This window comes from Salipiger abyssi, from assembly GCF_001975705.1.
GTDB lineage: Bacteria > Pseudomonadota > Alphaproteobacteria > Rhodobacterales > Rhodobacteraceae > Salipiger > Salipiger abyssi.
The window spans coordinates 1,821,429-1,840,081 of record NZ_CP015093.1 but is presented as its reverse complement, the minus strand read 5'-3'; the positions used below and the strand labels follow the sequence as shown (position 1 = coordinate 1,840,081).

Annotated in this window: 17 protein-coding genes; 7 read left to right on the top strand and 10 right to left on the bottom strand. The window is 64.3% G+C overall.

Annotated elements, in window-relative coordinates; genetic code table 11:
* Nucleotides 1-14: 14 nt before the first annotated feature.
* From Ga0080574_RS12410 to Ga0080574_RS12400, 3 genes are read left to right on the top strand one after another with little or no spacing between them, the layout of a single operon-like run.
* A complete protein-coding gene (locus tag Ga0080574_RS12410; protein ID WP_076699504.1) occupies nucleotides 15-1,025 on the top strand; it encodes a glycosyltransferase family 2 protein in 1,011 nt (336 codons plus the stop codon).
* Nucleotides 1,022-2,722 (top strand): DUF5927 domain-containing protein, encoded by a 1,701-nt coding sequence (locus Ga0080574_RS12405; protein ID WP_076699497.1) that lies wholly within the window; start codon nucleotides 1,022-1,024, stop codon nucleotides 2,720-2,722. The genes Ga0080574_RS12410 and Ga0080574_RS12405 overlap by 4 nt, the downstream gene beginning before the upstream one ends.
* An 8-nt stretch (nucleotides 2,723-2,730) precedes the next feature.
* Nucleotides 2,731-4,161 (top strand): nodulation protein NodH, encoded by a 1,431-nt coding sequence (locus Ga0080574_RS12400; RefSeq protein ID WP_076699496.1) that lies wholly within the window; start codon nucleotides 2,731-2,733, stop codon nucleotides 4,159-4,161.
* 196 nt (nucleotides 4,162-4,357) lie between these two features.
* Here the strand turns inward: Ga0080574_RS12400 and Ga0080574_RS12395 are convergent, their stop codons facing one another.
* The 7 genes from Ga0080574_RS12395 to Ga0080574_RS12365 form a co-directional block, all read right to left on the bottom strand.
* Nucleotides 4,358-4,669, bottom strand: a complete 312-nt coding sequence (locus Ga0080574_RS12395; RefSeq protein WP_076699495.1) for a hypothetical protein — start codon at nucleotides 4,667-4,669, stop codon at nucleotides 4,358-4,360.
* Between the two features lie 489 nt (nucleotides 4,670-5,158).
* Entirely contained in the window at nucleotides 5,159-5,623 is a 465-nt protein-coding gene (locus Ga0080574_RS12390) for a PTS sugar transporter subunit IIA (protein WP_076699493.1), read from the bottom strand.
* Between the two features lie 57 nt (nucleotides 5,624-5,680).
* Nucleotides 5,681-6,244 carry a ribosome hibernation-promoting factor, HPF/YfiA family gene (gene hpf, locus Ga0080574_RS12385; RefSeq protein ID WP_076699491.1) on the bottom strand — a complete coding sequence of 188 codons (564 nt, stop codon included), beginning with the start codon at nucleotides 6,242-6,244 and terminating at the stop codon, nucleotides 5,681-5,683.
* A gap of 250 nt (nucleotides 6,245-6,494) precedes the next feature.
* Entirely contained in the window at nucleotides 6,495-7,253 is a 759-nt protein-coding gene (lptB, locus tag Ga0080574_RS12380; protein ID WP_076699488.1) for an LPS export ABC transporter ATP-binding protein, read from the bottom strand.
* 16 nt (nucleotides 7,254-7,269) lie between these two features.
* Nucleotides 7,270-7,767: an LptA/OstA family protein gene (locus Ga0080574_RS12375; protein WP_076699485.1), complete on the bottom strand. Its 498-nt coding sequence runs from the start codon at nucleotides 7,765-7,767 to the stop codon at nucleotides 7,270-7,272.
* Between the two features lie 10 nt (nucleotides 7,768-7,777).
* Complete coding sequence (gene lptC, locus Ga0080574_RS12370) at nucleotides 7,778-8,386, bottom strand: LPS export ABC transporter periplasmic protein LptC (RefSeq protein ID WP_076699484.1); 609 nt, start codon at nucleotides 8,384-8,386, stop codon at nucleotides 7,778-7,780.
* A 3-nt stretch (nucleotides 8,387-8,389) separates the two neighbouring features.
* Entirely contained in the window at nucleotides 8,390-9,004 is a 615-nt protein-coding gene (locus tag Ga0080574_RS12365; protein WP_076699482.1) for a ribonuclease D, read from the bottom strand.
* Nucleotides 9,005-9,977: 973 nt separating this feature from the next.
* On the opposite strand from Ga0080574_RS12365, the gene Ga0080574_RS12360 reads away from it, so the two are divergent.
* A complete protein-coding gene (locus Ga0080574_RS12360; RefSeq protein WP_076705920.1) occupies nucleotides 9,978-10,667 on the top strand; it encodes a sugar transferase in 690 nt (229 codons plus the stop codon).
* A gap of 159 nt (nucleotides 10,668-10,826) precedes the next feature.
* On the opposite strand, the gene Ga0080574_RS12355 is transcribed toward Ga0080574_RS12360, so the two are convergent.
* Nucleotides 10,827-11,492, bottom strand: a complete 666-nt coding sequence (locus Ga0080574_RS12355; protein ID WP_076699480.1) for a YiaD family glycine zipper/OmpA-like lipoprotein — start codon at nucleotides 11,490-11,492, stop codon at nucleotides 10,827-10,829.
* Nucleotides 11,493-11,672: 180 nt separating this feature from the next.
* Nucleotides 11,673-12,503, bottom strand: a complete 831-nt coding sequence (locus Ga0080574_RS12350; protein ID WP_076699478.1) for a methylated-DNA--[protein]-cysteine S-methyltransferase — start codon at nucleotides 12,501-12,503, stop codon at nucleotides 11,673-11,675.
* 124 nt (nucleotides 12,504-12,627) lie between these two features.
* Here Ga0080574_RS12350 and nth point away from each other — a divergent pair, with 124 nt between their 5' ends.
* From nth to Ga0080574_RS12335, 3 genes are all read left to right on the top strand, one after another.
* Entirely contained in the window at nucleotides 12,628-13,272 is a 645-nt protein-coding gene (nth, locus tag Ga0080574_RS12345) for an endonuclease III (RefSeq protein ID WP_076699477.1), read from the top strand.
* Nucleotides 13,269-14,282 carry an adenosine kinase gene (locus Ga0080574_RS12340; RefSeq protein WP_076699476.1) on the top strand — a complete coding sequence of 338 codons (1,014 nt, stop codon included), beginning with the start codon at nucleotides 13,269-13,271 and terminating at the stop codon, nucleotides 14,280-14,282. Before nth ends, Ga0080574_RS12340 begins: the two co-directional genes overlap by 4 nt.
* Nucleotides 14,283-14,391: 109 nt before the next feature.
* Nucleotides 14,392-15,618 carry a S8 family peptidase gene (locus tag Ga0080574_RS12335; RefSeq protein WP_076699474.1) on the top strand — a complete coding sequence of 409 codons (1,227 nt, stop codon included), beginning with the start codon at nucleotides 14,392-14,394 and terminating at the stop codon, nucleotides 15,616-15,618.
* A 135-nt stretch (nucleotides 15,619-15,753) separates the two neighbouring features.
* On the opposite strand, the gene polA is transcribed toward Ga0080574_RS12335, so the two are convergent.
* Nucleotides 15,754-18,561 carry a DNA polymerase I gene (gene polA / locus Ga0080574_RS12330; RefSeq protein ID WP_076699472.1) on the bottom strand — a complete coding sequence of 936 codons (2,808 nt, stop codon included), beginning with the start codon at nucleotides 18,559-18,561 and terminating at the stop codon, nucleotides 15,754-15,756.
* Between the last annotated feature and the right edge of the window lie 92 nt (nucleotides 18,562-18,653).

The following is an 18,653-nucleotide window of genomic DNA, read 5'->3' as shown; positions in this document are numbered from 1 at the left end:
CGCGAGGGTGCATAGTGGGTGCATGGCAGTCATACCGGCTGAGGCTTCAGCGCAAGCGCTGGCGCATCCGCGCCCTGCGCAAGGGGCGCGAGCTCATGCCTGTGTCGAACCGCACCGACCGCATCCGCGCCTCCGATCTGCTGGTCTTCTGCACCCAGCGCAACGAGGGCATCCGCCTGCCCTATTTCCTGGACTATTACCGGGAGATGGGGGTGAACCACTTCTTCTTTGTCGACAATGACAGCACCGACGGCTCGGTCGATTACCTTGCGCGGCAGCCGGACGTCTCGGTCTGGTCGAGCCGCGGCAGCTACAAGCGCTCGCGCTTCGGCATGGACTGGATCAATTACCTGCTGCGCAAATACGGCCATGGCCACTGGGCGCTGACCGTCGATCCGGATGAGTTCTTTCTGTTTCCGTTCTGCGACACCCGCCCGCTGCGGGCGCTGACCGACTGGCTCGACGCCTCCTCGATCAAGAGCTTTTCGGCGATGCTGCTCGACATGTATCCCAAGGGCCGGATCGACGCGCAGCCCTATCAGGCCGGGCAGAACCCGCTGGAGATCGCCTCGTGGTTCGACGCGGGCAACTACACGATCCGTCGCAACAATCGCTTCGGCAATCTCTGGATCCAGGGCGGGCCGCGCGCGCGCATGTTCTTTCCCGACCGCCCCGAACGCGCGCCGGCGCTGAACAAGATCCCTCTGGTGAAATGGGACCGACGTTATACCTATGTCAGCTCAACCCATATGCTGCTGCCGCGCGGGCTCAACCTCGTCTATGACGAATGGGGGGGCGAAAAGGCCAGCGGGTTGCTGCTGCACACCAAGTTTCTCGACACGTTCGGCAGGAAGGCCGAGGAGGAGCTGGAGCGCAAACAGCACTATGCCGGCTCGACCGAATATCTGGCCTATCACGCCGGGATCAAGGACAACCCCGATCTCTGGTGCAAATGGTCAGAGAAATACATCAACTGGCGGCAGCTCGAAATTCTGGGTCTCATGTCCAAGGGGAACTGGGCATGAGCGTCGGCATCGTGATGCTGGTCCATACCGCGCTGAGCCGAGCCGAACAGGTGGCGCGGCACTGGGTCAAGGCCGGCTGCCCCGTGGTGATCCATGTCGACAAGATGGTGTCCAAGCGTGTCTATGACGATTTCACCACCGCGCTGTCGGACCTGCCGGAGGTGCTGTTCTCGCGCCGGCATCGCTGCGAATGGGGCACATGGGGGCTGGTCGCGGCGAGCCAGGACGCCTCCGAGCTGCTGCTGGAGCGGTTCCCCGATGTGCGGCATGTCTATCTGACCTCGGGCGCCTGCCTGCCTTTGCGCCCGGTCGAGGAGCTGATCGACTATCTCGCCGAACGGCCCCGCACCGACTTCATCGAAAGCGCCACCACCGCCGATGTGCCCTGGACGGTGGGCGGGCTCGACCACGAGCGCTTCACGATGTTCTTCCCGTTCTCATGGCGCAAGAACCGCTATCTGTTCGACAAGTTCGTCGATTTGCAGCGCCGCGTCGGGTTTCGCCGCCCGGTGCCAAAGGGAATCGTGCCGCATATGGGCAGCCAGTGGTGGTGCCTGACCCGGCAGACCCTCTCGGCGATCCTGCAAGACCCCGAGCGGCGCAGGTTCGACCGCTATTTCCGCCGGGTCTGGATCCCTGACGAGAGCTATTTCCAGACGCTGGCGCGGCTCTATTCCACCAATATCGAAAGCCGCTCGCTGACGCTGTCGAAATTCGATTTCCAGGGCAAGCCGCACATCTTCTACGACGACCACCTGCAATTGCTGCGCCGGTCGGACTGTTTCGTCGCGCGCAAGATCTGGCCGCAAGCGGAACGGCTTTATGACGCGTTTCTCAACCACGCCGAAAGCGCCCAGAACCGGCAGGAGCCGAACCCCGGCAAGATCGACCGCATCTTTGCCAAGGCGGTCGACAGGCGGACGCGCGGGCGCGCCGGGCTCTACATGCAGTCGCGCTATCCCAATTATGGCTGGGAAAACGGCGTGACGGCGGGGAAATACTCTGTCTTTCAGGGGTTCTCCGAGCTTTTCAAGGATTTCGAAAGCTGGCTGGCACGCTCGACCGGGGCACAGGTGCACGGCCATCTCTATGCGCCGGAGCGGGCGGAATTCGCCGGCGGTCAAACGGTGATCAACGGTGCGCTCTCCGACAACGCCAGCCTGCGCGACGCCAACCCCAAGGCATTTCTCACCAACCTGCTGTGGAACACCCGAGGCGAACGGCAGTGCTTCCAGTACGGGCCGCGCGACAATATCAAGATCAGCTGGCACATCGCCCGCGATCCGAATGCGCAGATCAGCGTGATCTCGGGCGCCTGGGCGGTGCCGCTGTTCAAGTCCAACGCCAATTTCGCCGATCTGCGCGCCGAGGCGGCGCAGTTGCAAAAGATCGAGAACAAGATGCTCGACCAGCTCCGCGCGCCCGATTGCAAGGCGCGCATCCGGATCTGGACCATGGCCGAATTCATCGAGGCGCCGATGGAGCCGCTTCAGGTGGTGATCGACGAGATCGGCCAGAAGGCGCCCCGCCGGCTCGCCGAGGCGCCGGTGCTGGAGAATCTTGCCGGGTTCGGGCAGTTTCTGCAAAATCTCAAGAACCAGGGGATGCACCCCTATCTGATGGGCGATTTCCCCGTCGATCCGGCGCCGCGCCATGCGTCGCAGAGACGCCGGAAACCCTATCTGGTGAAGAAATAAGGCCCCGCATGTCCGACCGCTTCGATTACTTCGTCGTCTTTGCCGAGATGCGCACGGGCTCCAATTTCCTGGAGGCCAATCTCAACGCCTTCGACGGGCTGAGCTGCCTCGGCGAGGTGTTCAACCCGCATTTCATCGGCTACCCGAATGCCGAGGACGTGCTGGGCATCTCGCAGGCCGAACGCGACCGCGATCCGGAGCGGCTGCTGACCCAGATCCGCGAGGCGACCCCCGGCGGCATCGGCGGATTCCGCTTCTTTCACGACCACGATCCGCGCATCCTGCCAAAGATCCTGGCGGATGAGCGCTGCGCCAAGATCGTGCTCACCCGCAACCCGGTGGACAGCTATGTCAGCTGGAAAATCGCGCAGGCCACCGGGCAGTGGAAGCTGACCAACGTTAAGAAGCGCAAGGACGGCAAGGCCCGGTTCGACGCGCAGGAATTCGAGGCGCATCTCGACGCGCTTCAGGCCTTTCAGGTGACCCTGATGAACGCGCTTCAGGTCTCCGGCCAGACCGCCTTTTACGTTGCCTACGAAGACCTCCAGAACGTCGAGGTGATGAACGGGCTGGCGAAGTGGCTGGGCGCGCAGTCACAGCTCGACAGCCTCAACACCGCGCTGAAACGGCAGAACCCCGAGCCGATCTCCGACAAGGTGGAGAATTTCGCCGAGATGGAGACCGCACTGGCGCGGCTCGACCGGTTCAACCTGACCCGCACCCCGAATTTCGAACCGCGTCGCGGGCCGGCGGTGCCGGGCTATGTGGCGGCGGCGAAAACGCCGCTGATCTACATGCCGATCAAATCCGGCCCGGAAGAGGCGGTGCAAAACTGGCTGCAAGCGCTGGACGAGGTGGAGGACAAGGCGCTGCTGCGCAACTTCAGCCAGAAGAGCCTGCGCCAGTGGAAGCGCGAGCGCCCGGGCCACCGCAGCTTTACCGTGCTGCGCCACCCGCTGGCCCGGGCGCATGACGCGTTCTGCAACAAGATCCTGACCACCGGCAAGGGCAGCTATAACGGCATCCGCAAGACGCTGCGCCGCGCCCATAACCTGCCGATCCCCGAGCAGGAGCCCGGCAGCGACTACACGCTGGAGGCGCATCGCGAGGCCTTCACCGCCTTTCTGGTCTTTCTCAAGGCCAATCTCTCCGGCCAGACGGCGGTGCGCATCGACGGGCACTGGGCGAGCCAGGCGCATGTGATCCATGGCATGGGCGAGCTCACCCTGCCCGACATGATCGTGCGCGAGGACGAGATGGCGAGCTATCTTCCCGCGCTGGCGATGCAGGTCGGGCATGGGGCACCGCCCGATCCGGTGCATGTGCCGATCCGCGCGCCCTATTCGCTGGCGCAGATCTATGACGACCGGCTGGAAAGCGCCGCACGCGAGGCTTATCAGCGCGACTACCTCATGTTCGGTTTCGGCGACTGGCTATAGCGGGCTCTGTCCGGGCAGGACCATATGAAAAAGAGCCGGTCCAACGGCCCGCTCTTTGCAGTCGATGGTGCAAGCGTGACCCGCAGTGGGTCGGAGCGGTATTAATCTCTTCGAGCCCTTGGTACCCTCGCTGGGCCGCGTCTACGCTGCGACTGCATTCGTCCGGCCCCCAACCCGAAGCGGTCCTTTGCCCTTGTCAAATCCAAATCTTGAAAAGATACTCTACCGGCAGCGCTTCAGCGGCGGCGAGCTTTTGGTAGTACAGCGCCGTGATATCTTCGCTCAACATTTCACCTTCACTTTCGAGCCCCAGCAACGAGTAGTCTAGGTCGAGCTGCATTCCTCCGTCCTCGTGGATCAAGAACGCCTCGACAGTGTGGAAAGTGCGACCTTTACCGGCAGTGAAATCTAACAAGGACCTTGTGTCTTCTATATTGAGGTAGCCCGTTCCAGTTCCACTTTGTGCCATTTGGAAGTTCGCATCTACGACGGCAAGGCTATCATTCACTCTCTTGCTCCTTGTGGTAGCGCAATTTCTTTTCGAATTTCATTCGCATTTTCTGAGCTTCGCGCTGATTTCCGTCTCATTCTGGGAGCTTCGGCTACCCGCTACCAGCCAAAATTAGAACCCAAGAACCCGGCCTAAAAAGCCGTTTTGGCCGACGTCGCTCCCATTCGAGGGCGAGGACGAAGCAGCCGGACTGAAAGGCTCGAAGGTTCTGATCGCTGCGCCCCCTCTGTAAATCAGCTCTCAGGGAATGAACTGCACGGTGCCATGTCCGCTTCCTGCGCAGCCGTCACTGCACGCGTCGCATACTGCTGGTGCTGCGAAGGGAAAGAAGGTCCCGTATAGCCGACATCCATCGAAATCAGCTCCCGAGGATTTCTCCGGGAGCTATCGGACTGCCCTGAACGGCTCTCCGCCCGGCACTGCGTCCTTTAACGCAAAGAGCGGGCCAGCGGCCCGCTCTTTCGTTTTGTGTCATATGTGCCCGGGTCAGGCGGCCTGAGACGACCGGTCCTCGGTCAGGATCGTGTGAAGCGTCGCCGGATCGGGGTTGGCCCGCAGCTTATTGCAGAGCCCCGCGTCGCGCAGCGTGCGCGACACCAGCGCCAGCGCCTTGAGGTGTTCGACACCGGCATCCTCGGGCGCGAAGAGCGCCAGCACCACATCCACCGGCTGGCGGTCGACGGATTCGAACTCCACCGGCTTTTCCAGCAGGATGAACACGCCATGCACCGCGTCGATGCCCGAGATCCGGGCATGCGGCAGGGCGACGCCATGGCCCACACCGGTGGGCCCGAGGCTTTCGCGCTCCATCAGTGCTTCGACCACCGAAGGGGCCGGGAGGCCATAGGCGCTCTCGGCCAGCTCGGCGATGTCATGCATCAGCCGCTTCTTGCTGCTTGCGGCCGCGACGGCCTTGACCGCCTGCGGCTTCAGAAGTTCCAGAAAGGTCATAGACCGCCTTTCACTGTCTGCTCTGAGGCGTTCGTGGCCGCAGCTCGCGCCGATCTCTTACGGATCGATCCAGCCGATGTTGCCGTCGTCGCGGCGATACACGACGTTCACGCCATCCTTTTTCTCGTTGCGGAATACCAGCACGGGTGCGCCGGCAAGTTCCATCTGCATCACGGCTTCACCCACCGTCAGCGACGGGATTTGGGTTTCCATCTCTGCGACGATAATCGGTTGCAGCGATTCCGGCTCGTCTTCGTGCGAGTCGGCTTCGCCGGCGAGGATATACGAGGACACCCCGAAGAGTTCAACGGGCTCTGCGCGCTCCTTGTGGTGATCTTTCAGGCGGCGCTTGTAGCGGCGCAGCTGCTTGTCGATCTTCTCGGCGCAGCCGTCGAACGAGGCATAGATCTCGGTTGCCTTGCCCTTGGCCGAAGAGGTCAGGCCAGTGGACAGATGCACCGTGACCTCGCAGATATACTCATGTGCGCTCTTGGAAAAGGTAACGGTCGCGTCCGTCGGTCTGAAGGCATATTTCTCCAAGACCTCTCCCAGCTCGTTTTTCACGTGAGTCTGGAGCGCTTCGCCGATGTCGATCTGCTTTCCCGTGATCTGATAGCGCATTTTCATTCCTTCTCTTCGTTGGACCCGCGACCTTCCCGCCTTTCTGGCAGGTTCGATGTGGTGGCGGATCAGGGGAGACGCAAGGCAACTGCACGTAACGCCCATCCCTCCCTCTCCTCGGGGGCGTTTCGAAACGGGCATGCAGGAATGCGCTGCGTCATGGTTATATTTGAGGTGAGACTCGCCCTTTTTGTCAATGATCTGTCGCAAACGGCGACGGAAACTCGCAACATAGTATGAACAATCCGCTTTATCCGATCCTGAAGTTCTCTCCCAGGTAGACCCGGCGGACATTCTCGTTCTGCACCACCTCGGCGGGGGTGCCGGACATCAGCACCTTGCCGTCATGCAGGATATAGGCACGATCGACGATCTCCAGCGTCTCGCGCACGTTGTGATCGGTGATCAGCACGCCGATGCCGCGTTTCTTGAGATCCGCCACCAGATGGCGGATATCGCCGACGCTGATCGGATCGACCCCGGCGAAGGGCTCGTCGAGCAGCAGGTACTTCGGATTGGCGGCGAGGCAGCGGGCGATCTCGACCCGGCGCCGCTCGCCGCCCGAAAGCGCCAGCGCGGGGGCGCGGCGCAGATGTTCGATGGAGAACTCGCCCAGGAGCTCCTCCAGCCGCTCGCGGCGGCGGTGGCGGTCGGTCTCGGCCACGTCGAGCACGGCCGCGATATTGTCCTCGACAGAGAGACCGCGAAAGATCGACATTTCCTGCGGCAGATAGCCGATGCCCAGCCGGGCGCGGCGATACATCGGCAGCCAGGTCGCGTCGCGCCCGTCGATCAGCACCTGCCCGCCCTCCGGATTCACCAGCCCGGCCACCGCGTAAAAGGTCGTGGTCTTGCCCGAGCCGTTCGGCCCCAGCAGCGCCACCACCTCGCCCCGGTCGAGATCCAGCGTCACGTCACGGATCACCACGCGCTTGCGGTAGCTCTTACGCAGATGGCGGACGCGAAGGCCGCTGTCGCCTTCGGTCACGGTCAGTTCGGGGCGGGCCATATCGGTACTCTTACACCTACTGCTGCGGGGCGTCGGAGCCCTGGTCGATCACGGTGCGCACCCGCCCCGTCATCTGTGCGGTGCCGTCTTCCAGATTCACCACCATCCGTTCCGAGGTCAGCGCATTGGCGCCCTGGGTCAACAGCACATTGCCGGTCATGACGATCACCCCGGTGTCGATGCTGTAATCCGCCCGGTCGGACTCGGCGGCTTCCTCGCCGCTGACCAGGGTCACGCCGCCCGAGGCCTCCATCCGGTCGATCCGGCCCTGCCCCTCGGTATAGATCACCAGCACGCGCGGCGCGGCGAGCCGCATCTCGCCCTGCCCGATCACCACATTGCCGGTATAGAGCGCCGTTCCGTCCGACTGGTTGATCTGGAGCTGATCGGCACTGACCTCGACCGGGGCGCTGGTATCCTGCGTCATGCCGCCGAAGGCGACCTGGGTTCCCTGGGCCAGCACCGGCCCGGAGAGGGCAAGCAGCGCGGCGGCGATGGTCAGAATACGGAACATGCGGAAGCCTTCATTCGTCCTGGGGGTCGTATATCAGGTTTACGCCACCGGTGAAAAGCAGTTGCACATCGCCGCCGCTCCCTTCCGCCGTGATCGTCATCTTGCCGGCGGTGAACTGCCCCGCCGGTCCGCTGCCGCTGACCGGTGTCAGGGTCTCCGCATCGACCCGGTCGAGCGCGGTGAGCATGCGCTCGGTGTCGATCACGTAGCCGGTGGAGCTGACGATATGAACGCTGCCTTCCAGATCGGCGGATTTGTCCTCGTCATCGACCAGCGCCTCATTGGCACTGAGCGTGATGCGGCTGCCGTCGGTCATGTCGAGCTGCGCATCCAGCCGGTGCGCCCGCACCCGGGCCAGCGAGCCGTTGATCGGCTCGGCGCTGTCGGCGGTCAGCGTCAGCCGGTCGCCCTTGGGGGTGGTGCCGGCATAGCGCGGCGCGACGATCTGTTCGCGGGTCGCATCGCCCGCCTCTGTGCCGCCCGCATAGGGCAGTTCCGCGCCCTGATCGCTCTGCCGAGGCAGCAGAAAGAGCGTCGACAGCAGCATCAGCGCCGCGACCGGCAGCAGGATCTTCAGCCAGCCGATGACGCTGGAATATGTGTCGCCGCCCCGCACCATGGCTCAGGCGTGGGCAAAGATGTCGGTCTCGGGCCAGCCTTCGAGATCGAGCAGCGCGCGGGTCGGCAGGAAGTCGAAACAGGCCTGCGCCAGCTCCACGCGCCCCTCGCGCTCCAGCATGCGGTTCAGCGCCTCGCGCAGGCGGTGCAGATAGAGCACGTCGGAGGCGGCGTAATCGAGCTGGGCATCGGTCAGCGTGACGGCGCCCCAGTCGCTGGATTGCTGCTGCTTCGAGATATCGACGCTCAGCAGCTCCTGCGTCAGCGCCTTGAGCCCGTGCCGGTCGGTATAGGTGCGCACCATGCGGCTGGCGATCTTGGTGCAATAGACCGGCGCCGCCAGCGCACCGAAGGCATGATACATGGCGGCGATGTCGAAACGGCCGAAATGGAAGAGCTTCAGCACGTTCTCGTCGCGCAGCAGCCGGCAAAGATTGGGCGCCTCGGTCTGGCCCTTGGCCACCTGAACCAGATGCGCATTGCCATCGCCCCCGGAGAGCTGCACCACGCAGAGCCGGTCGCGATGCGGGTCGAGCCCCATGGTCTCGCAGTCGATGGCCACGACCGGACCCAGATCCAGCCCGTCGGGCAGGTCGCCTTGATAGAGATGGTTCGCCATTTGCCGGGCCCTTTCATCGCGCGGAGGAGTCCGGGTCGAAATAGGCAAGCCGGGCGGCGCATGCAACTGAAGAGCGGCGGCATATCATCGCCATATTCTCGCGGCGGCCCTCGGGAATGTGGCCCGATTCGGATCAAATGTGACGTTTGCTGGGCCGATGCCCGGCGCATTTCAGGCTGCGATTATCGCGCGAACCGACGATCTGTAATATTTCGTGAGCATTTTATTCACCCTAAGCGTGTTGCACCCGCAGCATTTCCAGGGACGGTGCAAAGGACCGGGCGGTCGTCCGCCACTCAGAGACGTGGGGCCGTACCACAGGGAGGGCTGACGGCGGATCGCAACTCGGCGGCGAAACGCACCTCGGCATATTGTTTCCAGAATTCAAGCCAGCGTCCGGAAGATGACATGCACCGCAGCACGAACCACGGCGAAGCCCAATATCAATACATGCTACTGCACGAATTTGTTTCCGGCTTTGGGACAATTAGGAGCTGAACGCGCCACAACTGTTTCGCATCAAAATGCGTGACCGTGCAGCGCGGCGGCACGGTTCCAGGCCGAACGCTGCGCCCCGATATCCGACGCCGCATCCCACCGGTTGCAGTGGCAGGCAATCATGATGCGCGCTCATGTCTAACACAAAACGACGCGAGGAAACTCTCCTATAAGTTGTGCCTCAAACGACTTGTTGACGAAAATATGGCGCAGGGTCATAACCATCAACATCGAGCCAAAGAACATAATTTCGTCATACTACGGCACTGGGGGTTGGTGCTTCCACTTGGGAGTTAACGGTAAGTCTGCTGCGTACTGCTCGGAACTGACATTTTGACAATCTAACCCGTCTCAACGGCGCGTGCTGTCCTGTTCTGCCTTCGGCAGAGCACCTGGTACCTGCGTGCCAATGTCACCCGGCCTCTCGGCCTGCCTGCCGCTTTCTTCCGTCGATGCATGCCTTCGGGAGGTCATTGTGACTCTTCATATCCGCCAGCCGCTGCCCACGGCCGAAATTGAACAGCTCATCGACGATGCGCTCTTCGCCGCACCCCGCGCGTCCTTTTACCGCCATGCTTTCAAGCGCGCGCTTGATATCGCACTTGTTCTGACGGGCGCGCTGCCGGTGCTGGCGGTGACGCTGGTTCTGGCCGCAATCATCGCGCTCGACGGCAAATCACCCTTCTATCTGCAAAAGCGCGTGGGCCGGAATGGCCGCGTCTTCCACATGTGGAAGCTGCGCTCGATGGTCACCGATGCGGATCGCCAGCTCGAAGCCTATCTCGACCGCAATCCCGCCGCGCGCAAGGAATGGAACCTGACGCAGAAGCTGCGCCACGATCCGCGCATCACTCGTGTCGGCCGGCTCATCCGCAAGACGTCGCTCGACGAACTGCCGCAGCTCTGGAACGTGCTGCGCGGCGACATGTCACTCGTCGGCCCGCGCCCGATGATGGTGGATCAGCAGGAGCTCTATCCCGGCACCGCCTATTACGCGCTGCGCCCCGGCATCACCGGCTTCTGGCAGACCTCGGTGCGCAACGACTCGAGCTTTGCCGAGCGCGCCGGGTTCGATACCGAGTATCTCCGCAAGCTGTCCCTCGGGACCGATCTCCAGATCCTCGCGAAGACCTTCAAAGTGGTGCTGCACGGCACCGGTTGCTGAGCCCTCTCTCTCATCTCTCTCTTCGGGCTCGCTCACATCAAGGCCCCCGCTCCGGCGGGGGCCTTTTGCATCCCGGAGCCGCCAGCCCAGCACCGGCACAAAAGAAAACCGCGCCGCAGGTGGCCTGCGGCGCGGTCAGATCTGTCAAGACCCCCGGGATCAGCCGGTGGGCAGGATCACGATTTCCACCCGGCGGTTCTGCTGTTTGCCTTCGGCGGTCAGGTTCGACGCGACCGGCTGATCCTCGCCACGCCCGATGGCCTGCACGCGCGAGGACGGCACGCCCTCGGCGATGAGCAGGCTGGCCACCGATTGCGCCCGGCGCTGCGACAGGCCGAGGTTATAGGCGGCGTCGCCATCGCTGTCAGTATGGCCCAGCACCTGCACGGTGGTGTTCGGATACTCGAGCAGCGACCGGCCCACGGTGCGGATATCGGCCTGAAGGTCGGACCGCAGCGACGCGCTGTCGGTGGCGAAGAGAATGTCCTGCGGCATGGTCACGATCAGCCGGTCGCCGGTATTGTTGATCGTCACGTCATTGCCCAGCTGCTGGCGCAGTTCTGCTTCCTGCTTGTCGAGCTGATTGCCGATGATGCCGCCGATGGCCGCGCCAGCGGCGGCGCCCGCCAGGGTGTTCTTGACGGTATCGTCATTGTTGCCGCCGATCAGACGCCCGGCCACCGCGCCGCCCAGCGCGCCAAGCGCGACACCGCGGTTGGTGTTGTTGTTGGGGTTGTTCTCGTCGAACATCTGGCCTTCGGTACAGGCGCCCAGCGCCATGACCGCGGCAAGCGAAAGAAGAATGGGAGTTCTGGCCCGGATCATTATATGCCTCATAATTCGTTGGCCCCCGGCGGGGGTCTCCTCCTGCGTTATAGCCCGAGGATGCATCGCGCCAATAACCCTGTCACGCGGAAATCGGCAGGTCTCCGCCCATCGTGATAACGGGCGGATCGGTCGCAATCCTCCGCACCCGGCGCAGGACACGCCACCGAGCCTACGCCCCTACGCCTCCAGCCGCGCCGCTTCCCAGGCGAGAATGGCGCGTTTGACAGGCAAGCCCCAATGATAGCCCCCGAGCCCGCCGGATTTGCGCAGCGCCCGGTGACAGGGGATGATCAGCGAGACCGGATTGCGCCCGACCGCCGTGCCGACCGCGCGCACCGCGCGGGGCTTGCCGATGGCCTGGGCGATCTCGGAATAGGTCGTCACATGGCCCGAGGGAATGCGCATCAGCGCCTCCCAGACCTTGATCTGGAACGGCGCGCCGATCAGGAAGAGCGGCACCTCGCCCTCTGTCCGGCCAAAGGCCCGCTCTGCCCAACTGGCGAGCGCCGCCGGGTCCTCGACGAAATCCGCGCCGGGCCAGCGCCCGCGCAGATCGGCCATGGTCGCCTCGTCTCCGGCCTCCGAGGCAAAGCCCATGCCGCAGATCCCCTTGTCGGTGCCCATCACCAGCGCCTTGCCGAACGGGCTGTCGAACCAGCCCCAGCGGATCGTCAGCCCCTCGGCGCCGCGGGCGAACTCGCCCGGGCTCATCGCCTCCCAGCGCAGAAACAGATCGTGCAGCCGCCCGCTGCCCGACAAGCCCGTCGCATAAGCGGTGTCGAGCGTGGTAAAGCGCTCTTCCAGCAGCGCCTTGGCATGGCCCAGCGTCAGATATTGCTGAAGCCGTTTGGGCGAGACACCGGCCCAGCGCGAAAAGATCCGCTGGAAATGCGCCGGGCTCATATCCATCCGCGCCGCCAGATCCTCCAGCGTTGCCTGCGGCCCGGCCTCGTCCACCATGGCGATGGCCCGCCGCATGACCTCATAGTGATATCCGTTCTCGTCCATGGATCCGCCCCGATTGCGCAGCCTTTGCCGGGATTCCGGCCATCTTCCTCTTTTTCTAGACAAATAGCCTCAGCTTGCGACCCGAATGTTGCGCATCCCTCGGGCTGCGGGCATTAAACGCGGGATGGCAAAACAGCTCGACTACCACACCCTGCGGGAAATCTTCACCCGCTTCCGCGAGGCTGAACCCGAACCCAAGGGCGAGCTGGAGCACGTGAACGCCTACACGCTGGTGGTGGCCGTGGCGCTTTCCGCGCAGGCCACAGATGCCGGCGTTAATAAAGCAACGCGCAAGCTGTTCCAGATCGCCGACACGCCGGAAAAGATGCTGGCGCTCGGCGAAGAGGGCGTGATCGAGCATATCAAGACCATCGGGCTTTATCGCAACAAGGCCAAGAACGTCATCAAGCTGTCGAAGATCCTGCACGAGGACTACGGCGGCGAGGTGCCCTGTTCCCGCGCGGCGCTCCAGGCGCTGCCCGGGGTCGGGCGCAAGACGGCGAATGTGGTGCTGAACATGTGGTGGCATTATCCGGCGCAGGCGGTCGACACGCATATCTTTCGCGTCGGCAACCGCACCGGCATCTGTCCGGGCAAGGACGTGGTCGCCACCGAACGCGCCATCGAAGACAACATCCCCGTGGATTTCCAGCAGCATGCGCATCACTGGCTCATCCTGCACGGGCGCTATACCTGCGTCGCGCGCAAACCCAAATGCAATGCCTGTCTGATCCGCGATCTCTGCCAGTTCGAGGACAAGACACCATGACATTGACCCCCCAGCATCCGACGAAGAAATACCAGGTCGTCGGCATCGGCAACGCCATCGTCGACGTGATCAGCCGCAGCGACGACAGCTTTCTCGAATTGATGGGGATCGAGAAGGGCATCATGCAGCTCGTCGAGCGCGAGCGCGCCGAAACACTCTACGGTGCGATGGAAAACCGCGTGCAGGCTGCCGGCGGCTCGGTGGCCAATACCCTGGCCGGACTCGGCAATCTGGGGCTGAACACCGGCTTTATTGGCCGTGTGCGTGACGACGCGCTGGGACGTTTCTATGCCGAGTCGATGGAAAAGGGCGGCACCGATTTCGTCAACGCCCCGGTCGCGGGCGGCGAGCTGCCCAGCTCGCGCTCGATGATCTTTGTCTCGCCCGATGGCGAGCGCTCGATGAACACCTATCTCGGCATCTCCGCCGAGCTCGGGCCCGAGGACGTCTCCGAAGACGTGGCCGCACAGGCGGAAATCGTCTTCCTCGAGGGCTATCTCTTCGACAAGCCCAAGGGCAAGGAGGCGTTCCTGCGCGCCGCCCGCACCTGCCGCAAGGCCGGCGGTCTGGCCGGGATCGCGATCTCGGATCCGTTCTGCGTCGAGCGTCACCGAGAGGATTTCCTGCGCCTCATCGCCAATGAGATGGATTACGTGATCGGCAACGAGGCCGAGATCCGCTCGCTCTACCAGGACGACTCGCTTGAGAAGGATCTCGCCCGGGTGGCCGAGCTCTGCCCGCTGGTGGTCTGCACGCGCTCGGGCGACGGGGTGAGCATCATGCGCGAGGGCGTGCGCACCGATGTGCCGGTGACCAAGGTGGTGCCTGTCGATGCCACCGGCGCCGGCGATCAGTTCGCCGCGGGTTTCCTCTACGGGCTCGCCACCGGAGCAGACATGGAAACGGCGGGCCGCATGGGCACCGTGGCCGCCTCCGAGGTGATCAGCCATATGGGGCCGCGCCCCGAAGCGGATCTGAAGGCATTGTTCCGCCGAAACGGCCTTATCTGACCGGCGAATTCACGTAGGTTTCACGGGGCCGCGCTTCGTGAAATCAACCTATGGGGGTATGCTCGCTTCATTAAGACATTGAAACCGTCCTATTGAAGCGAGATTTCCCATGTTCATCATTCTGCGCGACGACAATGCCCCGTTCCGCAGCCGCGCGCCGCGGTCGGCCCTGCCTCTTGGCGCTCCGGCGATGTCATCCGGCGCGCTTGAAAGCGCGATCTCAGGCGCCGTGCCACCCGCGCCCAGCCTCGAAACCGCCGATCTCAGCGCCCGCGACATGCGCGACGTGTCGCGCGATCCCGCCATCGCGGCGGTGGCCCGCGCCATGCCCACCCGGCTGATCGAGCCCGAGCCGCTGGACGATGTGCGCACCGAGGATGCCGAGCCCGCCTGGGGCATCGCCGCCACCGGCGCGGATGCCAGCCCCTTCACCGGCGCCGGCGTGCGGGTGGCCGTGCTCGATACCGGCATCGACAGCGATCACCCGGCCTTTGAGGGCGTCACGCTCACCACCCGCGACTTCGCGGGATCGGGCATCGAGGACGCGAACGGCCACGGCACCCATTGCGCCGGCACGGTGTTCGGCCGCGACGTGGAGGGCACCCGCATCGGTGTCGCGCGTGGCGTGACCGATGCGCTGATCGGCAAGGTGCTGGCCGATGACGGGCGCGGCTCCTCCGACATGCTGTTTCAGGCAATGAAATGGGCCTCGGACCGTCAGGCGCAGGTGATTTCCATGTCGCTCGGCTTCGATTTCCCCGGGCTGGTCGAGCAGCTACAGGAGCAGGGCTGGCCGCCACTGCTGGCCGGTTCCGCCGCGCTCGAAGGCTACCGGATGAACCTGCGCATGTTCGACGCGCTGATGGACATGCTGCGCGCCCAGGCGGCGTTTTCCGGCGGCACCGTGGTCTGCGCCGCCTCCGGCAACGAGAGCCGCCGCACCGTCGATCCGCAATTCGAGGTCTCGGCTTCGGTGCCGGCGGCGGCACTGGGCGTGGTCTCGGTGGGCGCGCTGGGGCAGGGCGAGGCGGGCTTCGGCATCGCGCCCTTCTCCAACACCAATCCCACGCTCTCGGCGCCCGGAGTCAATGTGATCTCGGCGGCGACGGGCGGCGGGTTGCGGGCGCTGAACGGCACCTCGATGGCCTGCCCGCATGCAGCCGGAATCGCGGCGCTCTGGTGGGAGGCCCAGCGCGCCTCCGGCAGTCCGGCCACGGCGGAGGCGGTGCGCGCGCGGCTGCTGGCCACCTGCACCGCCGCCGGGATCGACCCGGCCACCGACGCGCTGGATCGCGGCCAGGGGCTGGTTCAGGCCCCCGCGCCGGCGGTGGGTTAAAAACCCACCCGCCCCGGACCTGGTCCGGGGCCTCGGCGGCAAAGGTGGAGGCCCCGGGTCAAGCCCGGGGCGGGTCGTCTGAGACCGCAGGCCGGGCAATTTTCCCACACGCCCCGGCCAGGCCAAATCTTCGGCTCAATGCGCCTCGGCCCAGCTCCCGCCCTGCCCGGCATCCACCACCAGCGGCACGTCGAGCTTCACCACCGGCTCTGCGGCGCCCTCCATGACCTTGCGCGCGGCGGCGATCAGCTCGTCCTCGGCACCGGCTTCGACCTCGAAGAGCAGTTCGTCATGCACCTGCAACAGCATCGTCGCGGGCAGCCCCTCGATGGCCTCCGGCATGCGGATCATCGCCCGTCGGATGATATCCGCCGCCGTGCCCTGGATCGGCGCGTTGATCGCGGCGCGTTTGGCAAAGCCCGCACGCGGGCCCTTGGCAGCGATCTCCGGCGTGTGGATCACCCGGCCAAAGAGCGTCTCCACCCGCTTGTTGTCCTTCGCAAAGGCCACGGTGTCGTCCATATAGGTCTTGATGCCGGGGAAGCGCTCGAAATAGCGGTCTATGAAATCCTGCGCCTCCTTGCGCGGGATGCGCAGGTTACGCGCGAGGCCAAAGCCCGAGATGCCGTAGATCACCCCGAAATTGATCGCCTTGGCCTGCCGGCGGATCTCCGGCGTCATCTCCTCCATCGGCACGTTGAACATCTCCGACGCGGTCATGGCGTGGATGTCCTGCCCCTCGCGGAAGGCCTGTTTCAGCGCGTCGATATCCGCCATATGCGCCAGGATGCGCAGCTCGATCTGGGAATAGTCGAGCGAGACCAGCGTCTTGCCCTCGGGCGCCACGAATGCCTCGCGGATGCGCCGCCCCTCCTCGCTGCGCACGGGGATGTTCTGCAGGTTGGGATCGGTCGAGGCCAGACGCCCGGTATTCGCGCCGGCGATCACATAGGAGGTGTGAACCCGGCCCGTCTCCTTGTTGATATGCTCCTGAAGCGCATCCGTGTAGGTGCTCTTCAGCTTCGAGAGCTGCCGCCAGTCCAGCACCCGCGCCGGCAGCTCGTGCTCGGTCGCCAGATCCTCCAGCACATCGGCCCCGGTGGCATAGGCCCCGGTCTTGCCCTTCTTGCCGCCCTCGATCCCCATCTTGTCAAAGAGGATCTCGCCGAGCTGCTTGGGCGAGCCGACATTGAAGGTCTCCCCCGCCAGCTCGTGGATCTCGGCCTCGAGCTGCGCCATCTTCTGCGAAAACGCGTTGGACATGCGGCTCAGCGTGTCGCGGTCGACCTGAACCCCGGCCATCTCCATCTCTGCCAGAACCGGCACCAGCGGACGCTCCAGCCCCTCATAGACCCGGGTCACATGCGCGCGGTGCAGCTGCGGCTTGAAGATCTGCCAGAGCCGCAGGGTGATATCCGCATCCTCGGCGGCGTATTTCACCGCGTCCGCGATGGGCACCCGGTCGAAGGTGATCTGGCTCTTGCCCGAGCCCAGCAGCTCCTTGATCGGGATCGGGCTGTGCGACAGGTAGCGCTCGGAAAGCGCGTCCATCCCGTGCGTGTGCAGCCCGGCATTCATCGCGTAGGACATCAGCATCGTGTCGTCGATCGGCGCAATCTGCACGCCGTAACGGGCAAAGATCTTGGCATCGTATTTCATGTTCTGCCCGATCTTCATCACCGCCGGATCCTCGAGCAGCGGCTTCAGAGCGTCGAGCGCCGCCTGCATGGGCATCTGCCCCTCGGCGAGATCCTCGGACCCGAAGAGATCGTCAGTGCCCGCCGCGCGATGGGCCAGCGGAATATAGCAGGCCTGCCCCGGCTCGATGCAGAGCGAGATCCCCACCAGATCGCAGGCCATCTCGTTGAGCCCGGTGGTCTCGGTATCCACCGCCACCCAGCCGCGCTGGTATGCCGCCCCGATCCAGGGCGCGAGATCCTCGGCGCTCTTCACCCAAGCGTATTTCTCCGGGTCGATGGGCGGCAGCTCCGGCGCATCGTCTTCGGGCGGGTTGGCGCCCTCCGGCGTGGTATCGGGAATGACCGGCGGCTCGGTGCCCAGCGAGTCGGCGATGCGCTTGGTGAGCGTGCGGAATTCCATCTCCGTGAGGAAGCCCAGCAGCACCTCCGCATCGGGCTCCTTCACCTCCAGATCGTCGAGCGTGAAATCGAGCGGCGTTTCGCAATCGAGCTGCACCAGCTTCTTCGACAGCTCGATCTGCTCGCGCTTGTCGATCAGCGTCTGCCGGCGCTTGGGCTGCTTGATCTCGTCGGCGCGCTCCAGCAGATCCTCCAGCGAGCCGAACTCGTTGATCAGAAGCGCCGCGGTCTTGATACCGATCCCCGGGGCGCCCGGCACGTTGTCAACCGAGTCGCCCGCCAGCGCCTGCACATCGACCACCCGGTCGGGCCAGACACCGAATTTCTCGAACACGCCGTCGCGGTCGATGCGGCGGTTCTTCATCGCGTCGAGCATCTCGACCCCGTCGCCGACAAGCTGCATCAGATCCTTGTCGGAGCTGATGATCGTCACCCGCCCGCCGGCCTCGCGCGCCTGCACCGCCAGCGTGGCGATGATGTCGTCGGCCTCATACCCCTCCATCTCCTTGCAGGCGATGTTGAAGGCTTCTGTGGCCTTGCGGGTCAGCGGGATCTGCGGGCGCAGATCCTCGGGCATCTCCTCGCGATTGGCCTTGTAGAGATCGTAGAGATCGTTGCGGAAGGTATGGCTGCCCTTGTCGAAGATCACCGCCACATGGGTCGGCGCGTCGGGGCCGGCATTGTCCTCGACATATTTCTGCAACATATTGCAAAAGCCCGAAACGGCGCCGATGGGCAGCCCGTCGGATTTGCGGGTCAGCGGCGGCAGCGCGTGATAGGCGCGGAAGATAAAGGCCGATCCGTCGATCAGATGCAGGTGGCAGCCCTTGCCGAACTGGGTCATGGTCGCGTCTCCCTTGGCCTCTTGCACGCCCGTGCCGGTTTGCCATGGGTCAGCCCGCTCTGCCAGCGCTTATCTGCGCGGAGACCGGGGAA